Raw genomic sequence first — 15,753 nt, forward strand, 5'->3', positions numbered from 1 at the left:
TGTACCTAACTGTCTCAGTCTGCGGGCAGATTAGACCAACTTCTTTGAGCCTTTTGAGCTAATCACTGCCTTCATGCCTTCCTCTTTGCGTCTCGCTTCTTTGGTCTGCACCCCGCTGATTGCCGGACTGGCGGCTGTTGCAGCGTCCTTGGCGGTGGTTCCGATGAAGGCCAGTGCTGAACCATTGGCGCTGGCCACTGGCGCAGCCAGCGTTGGGCGTGAGGCTTTCCGCTATCGACTGGGGCCTGGAGACAGCCTGGTGATGTCGGTGTTCAAAATGAGCGGTTACGAGGCCAATGTGAAGGTGCTGAGCGATGGCACCATCAACCTGCCGCGGATCGGCACGGTTGAAGTGTGGGGGCTGACGCTGGAGGAAGCGCGCCTGAGGATCACTGCCGCCTACGAGGTCTTTCTGCGCCGGCCGATCGTCTACCTCGATCTGGTGACCTCCCGCCCGGTGAAGGTCACGGTGACCGGTGAAGTGGAGCGGCCGGGGGTGTTCAGCCTGCCGACCCAGGCGGAGGGGGGCTGGCCGACGCTGGTGGATGTGGTGCAGAAAGCTGGTGGTGTGACAGCGAGTGGTGATCTGTCTCGTATTGAGGTGCTGCGACCTGCCGCACGCCCCGGTGGCTCGATGCGTCGTTATCAGTTCGACTACCTCACGGTGCTGCGCAAGGGGGGGCATGCCCCGAATCCGCTGATTTACGACGGCGACAGCATTCGCTTGTACAAAAACGATGGCGTCAACAATGCTGACTTGATCACCACGGCGGCCTCCAACTTCGCTCCCGACATGATCCGCGTGAATGTGATTGGTGAGGTGGCCAAGCCGGGCGTCCAGCAGGTGCCATCCAATGCGCCGTTGTCCCAGGCGATCTTCGCGTCAGGGGGAATCACCCGCCGCGGCAGCATCAGCACAGTGGAATTGGTGCGTGTGGATGGCGACGGTGAGCCAACTGTTGCGGTGATGAGCTTTGATCCCAGCGCCGTGCTGAGCAGCCCGACCAACCCACCGCTCCGTCAAGGAGATGTGATTGTGGTGAACCGCACAGCCTTGGCCAAGGTGGCCGATGGATTGACCGATGCCTTCTCGCCACTGACGCCGATCGTGAATGCGGCATCGATTTTCCGGATCCTTGGCTTGCCCTCAGTGATTGGCAACTGAGGAACGGGTTCGATCCATCGTGGATTCAGATCCCCAGTCGCTCCCAGATCACGCCGAGATTGGCCTGATGCAGTTCGGTACTGAAGCAGTCCGCCAGCTGATCGGCTGACAGCCGACTGGTGACATCCGCGTCGGCTTCCAGGTTGGCGCGGAAATCACCGCCTTCATGGTTCCAGGCGGTGTGGGCGTTGCGCTGCACGATCCGATAGGCCTCTTCTCGGCTCATGCCGGTGCCCACCAGGGCCAGCAGCACCCGCTGGCTAAATACCACGCCGCCGTAGACGTTCATGTTGCGGCGCATGTTGTCGGGATAGACGCCAAGACCCTTCACCACGCTGGTCATCTCCCGCAGCATGAAATGAAGGGTGACGGAACAGTCCGGCAGCATCATCCGTTCGGTGGAGCTGTGGCTGATGTCGCGCTCGTGCCAGAGGGCAACGTTTTCCAGGGCTGCCACTACATAGCTGCGCAGCACCCGTGCCAGGCCGCTGATCCGTTCGCTGCGGATCGGGTTGCGCTTGTGGGGCATGGCGGAGCTGCCCTTCTGGCCCTTGGCGAAGTTCTCCTCCACCTCGAGCACATCGGTGCGCTGCAAGTTGCGGATCTCCGTCGCGAAGCGGTCGAGGGAGGCGCCCACCAGGGCCAGGGTCTGCACATAGTCGGCATGGCGATCGCGGGAAATCACCTGGCTGCTGGCGGTATCCGGCGTCAGTCCGAGGATTTCACAGGTGATGGCTTCCACCTGGGGGTCGGTGTTGGCGTAGGTGCCCATGGCCCCACTGATCTGCCCAATGGCCACCTCTTCTTCCAGCCGCGCCAGGCGGCTGCGGTTGCGTTCGGTTTCCGCCAGCCAGCCGGCGATCTTGAAGCCAAAGGTAATCGGCTCCCCATGAATGGCATGGGAACGGCCGATCATTTCGGTGGCTTTGTGCTCGCGGGCCAACGCCCGTAGGGCGTCGGCCAAGGCATCCAACTCCAGGCGGAGCAGGGCCACGGACTGTTTCAGCTGCAGCGCCAGGCCGGTGTCCAACACATCGCTGCTGGTCAAGCCCACATGGATGTGACGGCCGGCATCACCGACGTGTTCGTTCACGTTGGTGAGGAAGGCGATCACGTCGTGGCGCACTTCCGCTTCGATCTCGAGGATCCGCTCCACGGAGAAGTGGGCCTTGGCTTTGATTGTGTCCAGGGCGTCTTGGGGAACACGGCCGAGGCGGCAGTTGGCTTCCGTGGCGGCGATCTCCACATCCAGCCAGCTCTGGAATTTCGCCTGCTCACTCCAGACGGCTCCCATTTCAGGCAGGGTGTAACGCTCGATCACCGGACGACGCGGATGCACAACCTGCTGACTCTATGCAGTGGTCGAAACCATAAAAAAAGACCCCTCGAGTGAGGGGTCTTGAACTGAATCTGATTGGTGATCAGGCGTCAAACTTGACCCACTTGGGAGCTTCTTCGAGGTTCTTGGTGGTGAAGGTATCATCGCCAACAACCAAAGTGTCCTTCTTGTTGAAGTCGGAAAGAACAAGCTTGCCCTTGCCTTTTTTATCAGTAACTTCAATTACGTCTTTACCTTTGCCAGAAATAACGGTAGTTTTTCCTTTCAACGTGCCGCTAAAAGTAATAGTGTCACGACCTTTTCCTGTAGAAATAGCTGCAGCTTTGAGGGTAGAGTCAGCGCCAAACGAAATGGAATCTTCTGCCTTGCCCTTTGCGGTAGTGATAGAAGGCTTCAATAACTTACCTTCCTTGGCGGTAAATTCGATAGCACCTTTGCCAGTAGAAGTTATTTCGAGACTTGCGGCTTTTGTGACAGAGAGGGTGATGTTCGCTGTCTTTCCTTTAGGAGCTTCGTTGATAAATGAAGCATTTGTAAGACGTGATCCAGTAATCTCAGTTTTTTCCTCACCCTTGAGCCCAAGATTGAGACCTTCAATAGGTGATGAAATGGTGATTTCACTTGATACACCATCTTCAGACGCGATTACTTCGATTTTGCCAGCATCGGCTTCATCGACGACAATAACGTTGGAAATAACATCGTCTTGGACGACGGACGGTATGGTGGTCGCCATGATGAAGGAAGAAAATTAAAATACTTCCTAATCATATTAATCCAATCACACAGCTTGAAAAGGTGGTTAAGGCCACAAATTCGAGCGGGACATGCCAGCTTCGTCTGATATGAGGCTCTTTATGGGCTCTTGTTTCCTAAAAAGCCTTTCCAGGACAGTCATTAGCAGCTTATGGACTAGTGATATCTCAGGTCACGACTTGCTCACGAACCCTCTGAAACAGCTGCTCGTAGCCCTCCATAGCCTTGCTGAGGCCTCCGTGGCGTTCGATCCAGCTCCGCCCGGTGGCTCCCAAGGTGCGAGCCTGCTGAGGTTGCTCAAGCAACTCAATCATCCGGTTGGCTAGGCCCTCGGCGTCGTTGAACGGCACCAGCGCCAGGGCGTCTGTGGCCTCCTTGTGCAACTCCACCGCGATCGGGCTGTCGGGGTTGCTGATGATCGGAGCTGAGCAGGCTAGGGCCTCCAGCACACTCCACGACAAGGTGTAGGGGTAACTCAGGGCCACATGGCAGGCGCTGCACTGCAGCAGCGTCAACATCGCTGCGTGGGGGAGTGGCCCCAGGTGATGGATCTGCTCGCGATTTAGCGTGTCCGGCAGTTGCTCCAGGGCATCGACAAAGTGGTCTTCACCCTTTGGCGGTTGCAGGCCATATCCCTGACCCGTGCCGCCCACCAGCACAAGCTGTGCCTCCGGCAGGGCCAGGCTGACGAGGGGCCAGGCCTTCAGCAGTTGCCGCAAGCCGCGGAGGGGTTCGAGGTCGCGGGAGATGAAGGTCACCAGCGGTTGGCCGGCCCTGAACTCAAGGGCCTGTTCGGGAAGCTCCAGGCAGGCGTTTGGATCTGGCATGATCCGTTCGAGATCAACGCCTTCCGGCAGCAGGGTCAGGCGCTGCTGCAGGTCCGGCGGAAAGCTGAGGAGCTGGCTGCGGCTGGCCACCACGGCTGCGGATGACTGGAACACGGCCAGTTCGGCAATCAGGTTGGCACTGCTGAAGCTGGTGGCGTCCGGCTCAAACCCGTCGAGATCCTGATCAAACCCGAAGCCAAGGGAGCGGGAATTGCCCCATAACTCCGGGTAGCTGATCAAGGGCACATCCCCGCAGACGCGCTGCAGGCAGAGGGCTTCTCCCCAGGCGCTGTGGCTCATCACCAAATCGGGTGGATGCTCCTGATCCAGAAGCTGCTCGACCAACCTGGCGACCGCCAGCCCTCGTTGCAGTTGGGATGGCGCCTGTTCAAAGCAGTATTGCAAATAGGTGAGGCCCTGCCACTGCAGACCGCTCGGTGCCTCCGCCATTGATCCAATGGCTGTGACCTGATGCCCGGATGCCAGCCAGGCCGGTGCTAGATCACGGAATTGGCCCGGAAAATTCTGGTGGATCAGCAGCAGATGCATCGTCAGACCCTATTCACAGCGCAGTTAATCTTCAACGCCTGAATTGCCATGGAGCCATGGGGTTGCGCAGCTGGTTCCGACGACAGCTGAGCGGGGAAAAGAACCGTATTGATCTGGTCACGCCGGCCAGGGTCTCCCTCACACCTCCTGCCCATGCAGGTCTCGATGCATCGACCATCCCTGCCCCCTGGTCTGTGGCGCGGCTGCAGGCCCTGTTTGAAGCCTTGGCCCATCAGCCATCCAAAACCAGTGATCAGGCGGCACGTCTGGCGCGGCATCAACTGTCGAAGTTCTGGCTGGCAGCCCCGGTGGATCAACTGCGACTGTTGTACGAGGGGGAGATCGGTGACCTGCAGCGGCTGCAGTTGACCGGTCCGCTGGTGCAACAGCAACTGGCGGCTGATGAAATCCGCTGGCGTGATCAGCTGCTGCAACGGCTAGAGGATCCCGCCCGAGCTGCAGAGCGGGTCAACCTGCTGCTGGCACTGATGCCTTACACCCAACCGCGCAAGTTGTCGGTGGCCGATCCCCTGAGCACCTTGCCGGACTGGTTGCTGAACGACTATTGCGTCTACTGCGAGCCGGACCTGGCAGTTCCGGTGGGGTTGTTGGAACCAGCAAGCGAGATCGAGCCCCTCACCGATCGGCGGGGAGAGGAGGCGATGGTGTGGTTCCGCGACGAGGCTGTTGTGGCCCGCATGCAGGAGCTGATCCAGGCCTACAGCGCCGATCCGACGGCAGCAGACACAAGGCAGGAACTGGCGGGCCTGCGACGGGTGTTGGCGCAGCTGTGGCTGGATGTTGAGCCTGTGCAGCTGCAGACCCTCGATCAGACGACCGTGGGGGCGGTGACGCGGGCGCTGATCGGCTCTGGATTCAGCGCTGTCCTGCAGTCTCAAGACGATGTCAGCGCTCGAGAGCGGTTGGCAGCTGATCCGGTCGATCTCAGCCCCCCCGGAGTCGAAGGACGTGTGGTGGCGGCTTTGCTGTTTTTGCCGACTGGAGCGGTGCAGCTGGAGAGCAAGGAGGGGCTAGCCCCCTGGTTGATCGAGATCCTGAGTCAGCACATGGCCGGGTAGCGGAGGCGGCTCCTCACCTCGCAACAGGTGCTCCACCCGCTTCTGGAGCCAGTCGCTGAACAGATCCTCCAGCAGGATCTGACGGGTGGAGTCATCGAGGCGGGATCCCTGCCAGTGATCCAGGCGCAGGATCACCCAGATGTTGACCAAGAAAAACGGTGCCCAGAGCTGGCCTGGTTGGCTGATACGCAGCTTCTCCACCAGCACGGGATGGGCCTGACTCAAGGACACCGGACCGATAAGCCCGCCACTGTCGCGTTCGTCGCCTTCGGAGTAACGGGCTGCCAGCTCTTTAAAACTGTCTTCATTCTCCAGGAGCCGTTGGTGTAGCTCAAAGGCCAGATCCCCATCGCTCAGGCGGATCAGGGAGTAGTGAATCTGATCCAGGTCCGCTTTGCTGGCGAGAAAGCGAAGTTCCACCTCCTCCGCGAACATCAACCTCTGGAAGCGTTGCAGCCGCTCCGCTTTGGTAGCGAAGTAGAGGAAGTCCTCCTGCTGCCATCCCTTGGCAGTGAGGAACTGTTCCAGGTCAGCATCAGCATCGAGATTCTCCCGGCTTCTGTAGGCATCCACCAAGTCCTTCTCGATGGCCTGGGGCAAAGGAACGGCCCTGCAGATCTCATCGAACACCGCAGCCTGGGCGATAGCGAGGCAAAGCCCTTGCTGCCGGGCGATGCGATTCAACGTCTCGGCTGAGCAAAAGGGTCGGCCGGGGTGGAGTTCGATCTCAGTCATGGAACTCCTTCCACACCAGCCAGTACACCAGCCAGCCCACAGGGGGCACCAGCAGCAGGGGCATCAAGGCGAAGACCGTGATGACGGGTTGTCCCACCAGCAGCGGCATGGACCACACAAGTAAATAAACGACAACGGTGAAGCTGACGCGTTGCCGCCGCCCCCCCAGCCAGGCTTTGAGACGCTGCAGCTTGAGCGCCAAACGTGCGGTTCTGGTTCGTCGTTCAGGGGGAAGGTGATGCCAGAACGGGTGGGGAGATTGCATCAGCGCATCCGCTCGAGGCCGCGGCGTTTGTCATCCAGCAGATCGGTGATGGCCGAGATGAAGCGACGGTCTCTGAGGTGGATGTCGGCAGTGAGACTCATGCCCGGTTGCAGCGGCACCGAGCGTTGGCCCAACTGGAGCGATTGTCGCTGGAGTTTCAACACGGCTGGAAAGTACAGCCCCTGCGCCTCCTGCCCCAATTCCCGCCGTTGCTCATCTGGAGTTAGGGCATCGGATCCAACCCGCTCCACCGTCGCGGGCAGATAGGCAAAGTCACTGGCCTTGAACGCGTTGAGTGAGATGTCTGCCCGTTGATTGGTTCCCACGAAGCCGATGGCGTCATTGGGAATGAACACCTTGGCCTGCAGATCGTTCTGTGGAACCAACTTGAGCAATGGCTTGGGTTCCGTGTTCGGGTCGATGACGCTGCCGGCACTCACAGTGATGTCGAAAACCACGGCATCGATTGAGGCGCGTAGTTCAATGCGGGAAAGGCGCACGTCCGCTGCCCGGATCTTGCGGTCGAGCTCGGCGATGCTGCGCAGGTTCTGTTCAATTTCGCTGCGCATCACGGCCATGCTGCCGGCATTGGCGGCCCGATGGTTGGCGGTCAAGCTCGCCAGTTCCCGTTGCAGGGCATCCAGTTCGGTGCTGAGGTCATCCACATTGGAGCGAGCGCTGAGGGCTTGCAGTTCGCTGGTGGCTCCGTCCTCCAACAACAGTTGATAGCTCTCGGCGATCGTTTCGGCGGTCACCAGTGATCGCTGCAGCCCTGCAATCCGAACGCGGGTGCGCTGCTCGGCTTCCCGCTGGGCTGTCCTGACGCCTGACCGTTGTTCTCGCAGCTGTTGCAACAGGTTCAGCTGGTTGGGGGTGAGGTCTTCTTCAGGCCGTTCACCCAGCAGGACACGGTTGATGATGATTTTGTTGTGCAGTGCTTCGCGTTGGATGCGGGCGGCATTCAGCTGAGCCTTGGTTTCGCGCGGATCAAAGCGCAACAGCAGATCGCCGGCCTTCACCGCTTGGCCTTCCTGCACCAGCACGCTGTCCACCACGCCCGGCAGAGCTGCCTCCACATCTTGGATGGCCTGTGTCGGTTGAAGCTTTCCTTGCACGGCCACCGTTTCCGGTAGCGGCGCGAGAAAAGCCCAGAGCGTGGCGAAGGTTGTGGTCCCCACCAGGGTCCACACCAGCACGGAGGAGTTCCGCCGGGTTTTGCGCAGAAGCACTGGTTGGTTGAAGCTCCAGGGCTTGTTCTCCATCAGCTGAGACCTTCCTGGCTCTGGCTCTGATACAGGGCGTAGTACCAACCCTGTCGCTCCATCAGCTCCTGGTGCTGGCCCACCTCCATCACGGCGCCCTGATCCATCAGCACGATCATGTCCGCCGGCCGCACCGTGGAGAGGCGGTGGGTGATGAAGAACACGGTTCGACCGCGGAAGGCTTCGAACAGGTTGCGACACACCTGACGTTCCGTCCGCGCATCCAGGGCACTGGTGGCCTCATCGAGGATCAGCATGCGTGGGTTCTGGAGCACGGCACGGGCCAGGGCCATGCGTTGACGCTGACCGCCGGAGAGCCCGGCTCCCCGTTCCCCCACCGATGCGTTGTAACCCTGAGGAAGCTCCATGATGAAGTCATGGGCGCAGGCGATGGTGGTGGCTCGGATCAGCTCCTGACTGGTGGCATCCGGTTTCACCATCAGCAGGTTGTCCTTGATCGTGCCGTCAAATAGCAGGGAGTCCTGGGGGACGACACCGATCTGGCGTCGCAGGGAATAAAGCTCAACTTTGCTCACGTCCAGGCCATCGATCTGAATCCGACCCTGTTCAGGTTCGTAGAAGCGAGGCAGCAGCTTCAGCAGGGTGGATTTGCCGGAGCCGGAGCCGCCGACCATGCCAACAAATGTGCCCATCGGAACGTCCAAAGAGACGTTGTTGAGGATCGGAGGGCCGTTCAGGCTGTAGCGGAAGTCGACGGAGTCGATATGAACGCTGCCCTGAATCAGGGGCATCGGGATGTTGCTGGCCTGAAGATCGCTTTGCTCGGTGGGACGGTCCACCACATCCGCCGCCAGGGTCAGATTGCGGCTTTGAATCTTGAATTGCTGCCAGGTCTGGACCAACTGCACCATCGGACCGGTGACCTTGCCGCCGATGATCCGGAAGGCGAACAGGGCACCGATGCTGAGCTCGTTGCGTGACACCAGCCAGACGCCGACAACCATCGTGGAGATGCTGGACAGTTCTCCCAGGAACTTGGCCAGGGCGCCGATGGTTTCCCCCGACACCTTGAGCTTGAAGTCTTCACCGATGAAACGGCTATAACGGTCCTGAAATTCCCAGCGCGTCTTCAGTTCGGCGTTCTGGGACTTGATGGTCTGGATGCCGGTGAGGGCTTCGGTCAGATAGCTGTTGGTGTTGACCCCCTCCTCGATCGTGCGCTCGATCTGGGTCTCCACGACCGGATTCACGATGATGGCCAGCACGATGAACAGCGGCAGGGTGCTGAGGGTGACCAGAGTCAGCAGAGGATTCAGGGCAAACAGCACTGCCACGTACAGGAGGCTGAAGCTGAAATCAAGGATGGTGGTGAGCGCCTTGCTGATCAGAAAATCACGCAGGCGATCGAGCTGGGTGAAGTAGTAGGTGATCCGGCCGACCGGCCGCTCATCGAAGAAAGCCTGCGGCAGGCGGACAAGGCGATCCAGGATCGTTTCGCGGGTGTCCATGTCCACCCGGTTAGCGATGCCCGTGAAGATCAGACTTCTCAAGGCCGATGCAATGGCCTCAACCACCGTGGCGCCGATCAGGATCACGCCGATGCTGATCACACCATCGAGGGAATCGCTGCCTCCCGACCGGGCGTTGATCAGCCGCATGATCCCAAGGGGGGTCACCAGGGCCAGCACGTTCACCACCGCTGAGGTGGCGATCACCTCAATCAGTTCGCGGCGGTGGGGGCGCAGGAACGGGCCATACCAGCCCCAGCTGAAACGCTGGGTTTTGCTGTCCGGACGGCGGCGCAGCAGCAGCAGGCTGAGGCGATCGGCCTCTTCGCTGAGCACAGCCTCGAGCGGCACACGGACCGGGCCGATCTCCGGCTCCAGCAAGCGAAGTTGCCCATCGGGGTCCACACCTTCGAGGATGGCGATGCGGCCGTCATGCTCCAGCACGGCGGGAGCCGGCGTGCGCCGAAGCTGAGCGAGGGGAATCTCCGCCAACGACACCGATAGATCAAGGTTGTTCAGCAGCTGGCCGATGTTGAATAGGTTGAGCTGGGGCTGCCTTGCCAGCAGGGCCTCCACTTCGTCACGCACGTTGTCGCGCCAGAACGGCACGCCGAAATGCTGAGCCAGTGCTTGGCAGAGGGCCATGGGAATGTCGCGGGGCCCACTGGCGCGCGGCAGGCTGAGCACCTCCGGTGTCAAATTGGTGCTGGGGGACGCGTCCGTCGGAACAATCTCGGCGGCAAAGTAGTTGTCCAGGGCCTGAAGTTTCGGATCTGGCAGCCAGATCAACCGTTGCTGCAGCCCTTCGTTGCTCGGCCTGGCTGGCCAGATCGTTCCATCGGGCCAGTGCCACTGGCCACCGCCCACGGTCTGCGGATCGTCGTTGTCGTGACCACTCGCTTCCCGTGCCATGGAATGGAGGCTTAGTGCGTTACGCCATTCCTCCAGTTGGCGTGCCCTGGCGGGGTTGGCTTGGGCGAGACGGATCATCAGATCCACCACTTCGATGGCGGGCATCTGCTGGGCACACCATTGGCTCAGCTTCGGTTGCTCATCCCAGAGCTGCAGAAACTGATCAGCGGGGATGAACTGGGTTTCGGTGAGATCGGAGGTGCGCAGGTGCTCGAGGGGTTGACCCTGAACAAGCCCGAGCCAACCCACAAGGTCGCCGACGCCATGGCGTTGCACCGTTCGCCAGTCCCCTTTGGGGGGCAGCTGCGCCATGCTGCGAACACCTCCCTTGGTGATTAACCAGACGCCGTCGGGGCGCTCGCCGGCGGCGACCAATTGCTTGCCCGTTCCATAGCGCCTTAGCTCTCCAGCTCCTGCCAGCATCGATGTGAGTGACGACGTTGGGCTGGATGCGGTCATCGACGGGCCAGAGCCGCGGATTCTGATCAAAGTACCTGCCGCTCCTTAAAGTCAGGCCATTCCTGGAAGGCGCCTGTGCGGCCGACACTCCTGGACGACCTGATCCAGCTGTGCCAACAGTCCGGCGCTGTGGCCGATGCGTTGTGCTCCGTTGAGGCTCATGACGACCCATTAACGGCGGTGCTGCGGCAGAGCATCGCGTTGCGGGAACAGGGGTTCGATGCACTGTCGTTGCAACTGCTGGATGAGGCCCAGTCCGCTGGCATCAGCAGTGGCTGGATGAACGACAACCGAGCCCGGGCAATGATTCGCCTGGGCAGGATTGAACCGGCGTTGCAACTTTGGACGGAGCTACTGATCGATGGATCAGATGCTGCCTTGCAGGCCTGTGCCCAGCGGGCCCTGGATCGCTTCCAGTGGCCTCAGGATCTGGTGGCGGCTCTTGATGAGGGGAATCTCCAGCAGGCCCAACTGGCCTTGGATTGCTGGTTCGATGGCCTGGCGGAGCCGGCTCTTGGCACTCGAGAGCTGTTGCGGGTTTTTGATCAGGGAGACACCAAGCTGCTGCGATTGATTCCCCTGCTGAAACAGCGTCTGGAGCGGGAGTCCTTTGGTGATGCACAGGTGTTGCTGCATGGCCTGCAGCAACGCACCAGCCCTGCTGCGGTGGAACAGTTGCTGCGGCTTGGTCCCAACACCCTGTTGGTAATTGGTTGCCTCTCAGCGGCTGGCCCGGCTGAAGCCATTGTTCGCACCGTCAATGGCCTCTGGTGCCTGAGTGGGGGCGGGGCCGTGACGCTGCAGAGGCAGGGTGTCGGCGCCGATGAAAGCTTTGCCCTGCTGCTGCGCCTGCCCTTGGGGGAATCGATTGATCAGTTGTGGATCAATGGCCTGCCCGTGAGCTGGACCCTCCGTGATCTGCAGGGCCGTTCCTATCTGGACAACGTCAAGCTGTTGCTGAGTCTCTGCCGACTAGCGCAGATCCCGCTGCGCAGCCTGCCCCAGGTGATGGACTCTGTTCTTGGGGATGCCATGCTGGAGCTCAGCCAGCCGCTGCGGGATCCGGCGGGTTGGTCGTCGTGGATACAGCAGGCCCAAAGCTTTGGGCGACCGGCACCGGAGGCTGAGATCACCGTTGTTATCCCGCTTTATGGCCGTTGGGAATTCCTGCGGGGCCACGTGGCCGGGTTCGCCATGGACCCTTGGTTTCAACAGGGCCGGGTGCGGCTGCTGTATGTGTGCGATGACCCGCGCCTGCACCTGCTGCAGCGTTGGTGCGCCATGCATCTGGCCCACGAAGCGCTGGACATCAGCGTGATCAGCCTGCGCCGCAACATGGGTTTCGGCATGGCTTGCAACATCGGCGTTCAGGCGGCCGAGACCCCGCTGGTTTGCCTGATGAACAGCGACATCATGCCCTTAGCACCAGGATGGCTGGATCCCCTGCACCAACGCATCCGCGAGCGGCCCGAGCAACTCTTGGCTCCACTGCTGCTGTACGACACGGGACTGATTCAGCACGCCGGGATGACCACCGAGGTGCAGGACAACGGCTGCCGGGGGTTTCCAGCCAACATTCACCCCTACAAAGGATTGTCGGTGCAGGAGCTGGAGCAGCGTCATCCGCATCTTGATCCCTACCCCGTTGATTCCCTGTCAGCGGCGATGCTGCTGTTCGAGCGGGACCGCTTTCTGTCGGTCGGTGGTTTTCACCCCGCCTTTGGCCGGGGTGATTTCGAAGACCTTGAGCTCTCCCAACGCTGGAAGCAGCAGCAGGGGGAGCTCTGGATGGTGCCGACCGCCCGGTTGATGCATCTGGAACGGCAATCGATGGCCAGCGGTGCCGATGAATCAGCGGCCTGGGCCCTGCAGGCCAATGCCTGGTTGGCCATGGCGTTGTGTTCCAACCTGGGCCAATGAGTCAGCCCGCCTTCCCGTTCCATCGACAGTGGCCCGAGCGCTGCCCCATGAAGGGGCACGACGTTTTGTTCGATACACCAGATCGTCTGCTGACGTTGCTGTTGATCTCCCCAGAAGAGATGGTGCAGGGGTACCTGCAGCTGCTGGATCACGACGCTCAGCCCCAGCCGTTCTGGCGCCAGGAGCATGACTGGCGGCCGGGGATCGAGCCCCTCAGTGGGGCCTTGATCCGGGTGATGCTCAGCAGCAACCCCGAGCTCTTGCAGCTTTATCAAGCGGTGGACCGCCGCAGTGGCGGGGACGGCGATGCCCACTATCTCGAGCGCCTGGAGCAGGCCCTGCAACCCCAGCCTCTGTTGGATGCCTGGCGCGGCCTTGGTGAACTGCGGGGTGAGCTTGATCATCAGCTAAGGCTGGTGCAGCAACAGCGTCTGCAGCTCGATGAGGCCCTGGCGCTGCTGCAGCGCAGTCAGCGCCTGCTGGATCACAGCGTCATGTTGCCGCCTTAGGTCTGAGCCACAACTGCTCCTGCTGATGCCTGCCGAGCAGGCGGCGGTGGGCGCCGCGCCGCAGCCACCACTGGCGCCGCACCACCACGGGATCACCGGGGAACAGGTTGCGCTGGGGCTCGCGGATCAGTTGGCGCTGCACCATCGCCAAGCGGTGCGGCTGATGCCAGAACGATGCAGTGGCCAGCACGATCCAGTCCTGTTGGCAGGCCAGCAGGGCTGAGAGGACATCGCCGGCGGCCTCTTCCGGAGGCACCAGTTGCAGTTGGCCATCAGCGATGGCATCGGCGTGGGTATCCTGAAGTTCGGGCCAGAGGCTGGGGGCCACCGTCAGGATCAGCGTCCAGCGGCAGCACAGTTGATCGCGCAGCGATTCAAGACGGCTGGTGAGGTCGTTGAGGTCGCCGTTGTTCAGAAGAATGCCAAGGCTGAGGTGGTGGCACCACAGGCGCCAGTGGGGTGATTCCTGTAGAACGGCCTGCCACAGCGCTGGGTTGCGCCGGGCCAGCAGCCGGCAGGTTTCGGCAAAGCCTTCCTCATTGGCGAGTTCATCGATGAGGGCCTTTTTCTTGATCACCGGCAGGCCGAGGCTGACGCTGGTGAGGGGCCAGGCGGTGGGGTTGAGCATCGGTTGGCCCGACAGGCTGAGGCGCCGCTGGTGCGCCGGCACCAGCGCCTTGAGTTGGAATCCTTCAGCGAGCAGGGCCTTGGACAGGCCGAGTTCATAGGCCTCAATCAGCGCCTTGCGGTGCGGTTGACGCTGCACCTGATCGAACAAGCGGCGGATGGATGCTGACTGCAGCACTGAGGAGCCGAACAGCAGAAAGAAGCTCTGCAGGTGGGGCGTGAGCTGCAGGCTTTCGGTGAGGGCCCAGGCTTCATCCGAACGCTGCAGCATCGAAGCGATGGCGACGGCGAGGTCGGTCAGCGGGCCGTAGATGCTGTCGTTGCAGATCAGCACGTGGCTGGAGGCGTGCAGCAGCCCCTGTTGGTCGGCCCACTGCAGGCCGCGTTTATAGGAGCCGAAGTCGTACTCGCCATGGGGTTCGAACAGGGCTATGCAGCCCTCGTCCTGCCAGGAGGCGGGGATCTGGGTTGGTGCAGGGTTGTCGAAGACCAGCACCAGCCGTGTGCTGATCTGCCGCAGCGCCTCCACCCAGATGCGGGTGGATTCCGGCACGGCATCGCCGCTGAAGTGGCCGGCCATCACCGTCAGCAGTGATGCCGGTCCGGTTTTGCCGGTCATGACGCGCCAAGGAGCTGCTGCTCCAACAGCTCCAATTGCTCACGGGCCAGCTGTTGTGCAAGCCGGTGGCGGCGTAGATGCAGATCCCAGGCTTCTCCCGCTTGCATGGGCAGTTGAATCGCTTCCCGCCTCCAGCTGGGACTGGTGCTCCCATCACGTTCCAGCAGCCGTTGGCGCAGCAGCGGACGCCAGGGGCGCTGCTGGCCCTGTTCCCGGGTGGCGGTGATCGCCTCGAGCAACAACGCCTCTTGCTCGTCATTGACAAGGTGGCCGAGGGCCTGGGCTGCGGTGTTGCGGACCTCTGGATCGTCGCTGTTGAGCAGGTGCTGCCAGATGGTTCGAGCCGCTTGCCGGTCGCTGCCTTGCAGCAGTCGAGCTGCGTTGTCCTCCAGCCAGGGGCTGGAACAACCCAGCTCATGGCAGCGTTGGATCAGGCGTTGGCTGAGCAGGCTGGCGCCGCATTCCCGGCAGGCGACGATTTCGAGCAGCACTCGATCCATGCCTGGATTGGCCTTTCTGTCGGTCTGGCCCAGATGTCGTGGCGGCCAGCCCGCCTGCAGACAGCTCTGAATCAGCTGGTTCTCCAGTTCCGCCGCCTCCCTGCTCTGGTGGTTGTGCAGCTCTAAGGCGTCCGTCGCCAATGACTGGATCGTTGGGTCGGGGTGCTGTTGAGCGCCCCGCCAGAGCTCCTGGATCTCCTGCCACGACGAGGGCTCTGGGTCGCTTGGGCTCGCTTTAATCCAGCCCTGCTGTTGGGCCAGCTTGAGCAGGCGATGGGTCTGGGGTGCCGTGGTGCTGCGTTGATGGTTCAGGGCTTGCTGCAAGACCGCCTGCAGGGCTGGTGGTGGTGAGCCCTCTTCCGCAAGCTCCAGCAGCTCTGGCTCCACGACCCCCTGCTCGTCGAATTGTTCACGCACCAGGGAGAGCATCTTGACAGCGGCTGCGGCTGCACCGCTGTCTTCACCGGCCTGCAATTTCCTCCAGATCGCTGCTGCGCGCCAGGACTGCTGTTGGTGCACCAGGGCGCGGGCTCGGTTGTCCTCCAGCCAAGGGGACTGCCAGCCCGCCAGATCGGCAATCTTGATCAGCTCGAGCGATAGATCAGCCCGTTCAGCCTCGCGGCAGTCGATCAGTTCTTCCAGCAGCTGCGGTTCCGTGGCAGCTCCTTGGGCCGGAAGATGCCGGGGTTGCCAACCGACTAGGGCGCAGTGGCGGCGCAGGGTCTCGCTGAGTCGATCAGCCTGTGGGAGCATGAACGGAG

Annotated in this window: 13 protein-coding genes; 4 read left to right on the forward strand and 9 right to left on the reverse strand. The window is 61.5% G+C overall.

Translation table 11 applies throughout. The features are described from left to right. Positions 1-73 precede the first annotated feature (73 nt). Positions 74-1,165: an SLBB domain-containing protein gene (locus TX72_RS02040; RefSeq protein WP_011127278.1), complete on the forward strand. Its 1,092-nt coding sequence runs from the start codon at positions 74-76 to the stop codon at positions 1,163-1,165. Between the two features lie 25 nt (positions 1,166-1,190). Here TX72_RS02040 and purB read toward each other — a convergent pair whose 3' ends face one another. The 3 genes from purB to TX72_RS02055 form a co-directional block, all read right to left on the reverse strand. Continuing rightward, positions 1,191-2,486 (reverse strand): adenylosuccinate lyase, encoded by a 1,296-nt coding sequence (gene purB, locus TX72_RS02045; RefSeq protein WP_011127279.1) that lies wholly within the window; start codon positions 2,484-2,486, stop codon positions 1,191-1,193. 100 nt (positions 2,487-2,586) lie between these two features. Then, positions 2,587-3,240, reverse strand: coding sequence for a hypothetical protein (locus TX72_RS02050; protein ID WP_011127280.1), 654 nt, complete (start codon positions 3,238-3,240; stop codon positions 2,587-2,589). A gap of 187 nt (positions 3,241-3,427) precedes the next feature. Beyond that, on the reverse strand, positions 3,428-4,636 hold the full coding sequence (locus tag TX72_RS02055) for a glycosyltransferase (protein WP_011127281.1): 1,209 nt from the start codon (positions 4,634-4,636) through the stop codon (positions 3,428-3,430). Positions 4,637-4,692: 56 nt separating this feature from the next. Between TX72_RS02055 and TX72_RS02060 the strand changes: the two genes are divergently transcribed. Continuing rightward, the gene (locus TX72_RS02060) at positions 4,693-5,715 is read left to right on the forward strand and encodes a hypothetical protein (protein WP_042502936.1); all 1,023 of its coding nucleotides are present in this window, start codon (positions 4,693-4,695) and stop codon (positions 5,713-5,715) included. On the opposite strand, the gene TX72_RS12785 is transcribed toward TX72_RS02060, so the two are convergent. From TX72_RS12785 to TX72_RS02075, 4 genes are read right to left on the reverse strand one after another with little or no spacing between them, the layout of a single operon-like run. Next, positions 5,668-6,450, reverse strand: a complete 783-nt coding sequence (locus TX72_RS12785; protein WP_011127282.1) for a peptidylprolyl isomerase — start codon at positions 6,448-6,450, stop codon at positions 5,668-5,670. The genes TX72_RS02060 and TX72_RS12785 overlap by 48 nt on opposite strands. Next, positions 6,443-6,715 (reverse strand): hypothetical protein, encoded by a 273-nt coding sequence (locus tag TX72_RS12790; protein WP_011127283.1) that lies wholly within the window; start codon positions 6,713-6,715, stop codon positions 6,443-6,445. Before TX72_RS12790 ends, TX72_RS12785 begins: the two co-directional genes overlap by 8 nt. After that, complete coding sequence (locus TX72_RS02070) at positions 6,715-7,977, reverse strand: HlyD family secretion protein (RefSeq protein WP_011127284.1); 1,263 nt, start codon at positions 7,975-7,977, stop codon at positions 6,715-6,717. Before TX72_RS02070 ends, TX72_RS12790 begins: the two co-directional genes overlap by 1 nt. Next, positions 7,977-10,817 carry a peptidase domain-containing ABC transporter gene (locus tag TX72_RS02075; RefSeq protein ID WP_148228746.1) on the reverse strand — a complete coding sequence of 947 codons (2,841 nt, stop codon included), beginning with the start codon at positions 10,815-10,817 and terminating at the stop codon, positions 7,977-7,979. Before TX72_RS02075 ends, TX72_RS02070 begins: the two co-directional genes overlap by 1 nt. 75 nt (positions 10,818-10,892) lie before the next feature. On the opposite strand from TX72_RS02075, the gene TX72_RS02080 reads away from it, so the two are divergent. Together TX72_RS02080 and TX72_RS02085 are read left to right on the forward strand one after the other, a co-directional pair. Beyond that, positions 10,893-12,737 (forward strand): glycosyltransferase family 2 protein, encoded by a 1,845-nt coding sequence (locus TX72_RS02080; protein WP_011127286.1) that lies wholly within the window; start codon positions 10,893-10,895, stop codon positions 12,735-12,737. Then, positions 12,734-13,246 (forward strand): hypothetical protein, encoded by a 513-nt coding sequence (locus TX72_RS02085; protein ID WP_011127287.1) that lies wholly within the window; start codon positions 12,734-12,736, stop codon positions 13,244-13,246. Before TX72_RS02080 ends, TX72_RS02085 begins: the two co-directional genes overlap by 4 nt. Here TX72_RS02085 and TX72_RS02090 read toward each other — a convergent pair. Beyond that, on the reverse strand, positions 13,230-14,492 hold the full coding sequence (locus TX72_RS02090) for a rhamnan synthesis F family protein (protein WP_011127288.1): 1,263 nt from the start codon (positions 14,490-14,492) through the stop codon (positions 13,230-13,232). The two genes, TX72_RS02085 and TX72_RS02090, sit on opposite strands and share 17 nt — an antisense overlap. Then, positions 14,489-15,745, reverse strand: a complete 1,257-nt coding sequence (locus TX72_RS02095; protein WP_042502938.1) for a HEAT repeat domain-containing protein — start codon at positions 15,743-15,745, stop codon at positions 14,489-14,491. The genes TX72_RS02090 and TX72_RS02095 overlap by 4 nt, the downstream gene beginning before the upstream one ends. Positions 15,746-15,753 lie beyond the last annotated feature (8 nt).

Origin of the sequence: Parasynechococcus marenigrum WH 8102, assembly GCF_000195975.1 — a bacterium.
Classification (GTDB): domain Bacteria; phylum Cyanobacteriota; class Cyanobacteriia; order PCC-6307; family Cyanobiaceae; genus Parasynechococcus; species Parasynechococcus marisnigri.

Excerpts from the sequence above, each read along its gene's own strand:
- TX72_RS02040 (WP_011127278.1), top strand. The coding sequence starts at position 74 with ATGCCTTCCTCTTTGCGTCTCGCTTCTTTGGTCTGCACCCCGCTGATT.
- TX72_RS02050 (WP_011127280.1), bottom strand. The coding sequence starts at position 3,240 with ATGGCGACCACCATACCGTCCGTCGTCCAAGACGATGTTATTTCCAAC.
- TX72_RS02055 (WP_011127281.1), bottom strand. The coding sequence starts at position 4,636 with ATGCATCTGCTGCTGATCCACCAGAATTTTCCGGGCCAATTCCGTGAT.
- TX72_RS02060 (WP_042502936.1), top strand. The coding sequence starts at position 4,693 with ATGGGGTTGCGCAGCTGGTTCCGACGACAGCTGAGCGGGGAAAAGAAC.
- TX72_RS12785 (WP_011127282.1), bottom strand. The coding sequence starts at position 6,450 with ATGACTGAGATCGAACTCCACCCCGGCCGACCCTTTTGCTCAGCCGAG.
- TX72_RS12790 (WP_011127283.1), bottom strand. The coding sequence starts at position 6,715 with ATGCAATCTCCCCACCCGTTCTGGCATCACCTTCCCCCTGAACGACGA.
- TX72_RS02070 (WP_011127284.1), bottom strand. The coding sequence starts at position 7,977 with ATGGAGAACAAGCCCTGGAGCTTCAACCAACCAGTGCTTCTGCGCAAA.
- TX72_RS02075 (WP_148228746.1), bottom strand. The coding sequence starts at position 10,817 with ATGACCGCATCCAGCCCAACGTCGTCACTCACATCGATGCTGGCAGGA.
- TX72_RS02085 (WP_011127287.1), top strand. The coding sequence starts at position 12,734 with ATGAGTCAGCCCGCCTTCCCGTTCCATCGACAGTGGCCCGAGCGCTGC.
- TX72_RS02090 (WP_011127288.1), bottom strand. The coding sequence starts at position 14,492 with ATGACCGGCAAAACCGGACCGGCATCACTGCTGACGGTGATGGCCGGC.
- TX72_RS02095 (WP_042502938.1), bottom strand. The coding sequence starts at position 15,745 with ATGCTCCCACAGGCTGATCGACTCAGCGAGACCCTGCGCCGCCACTGC.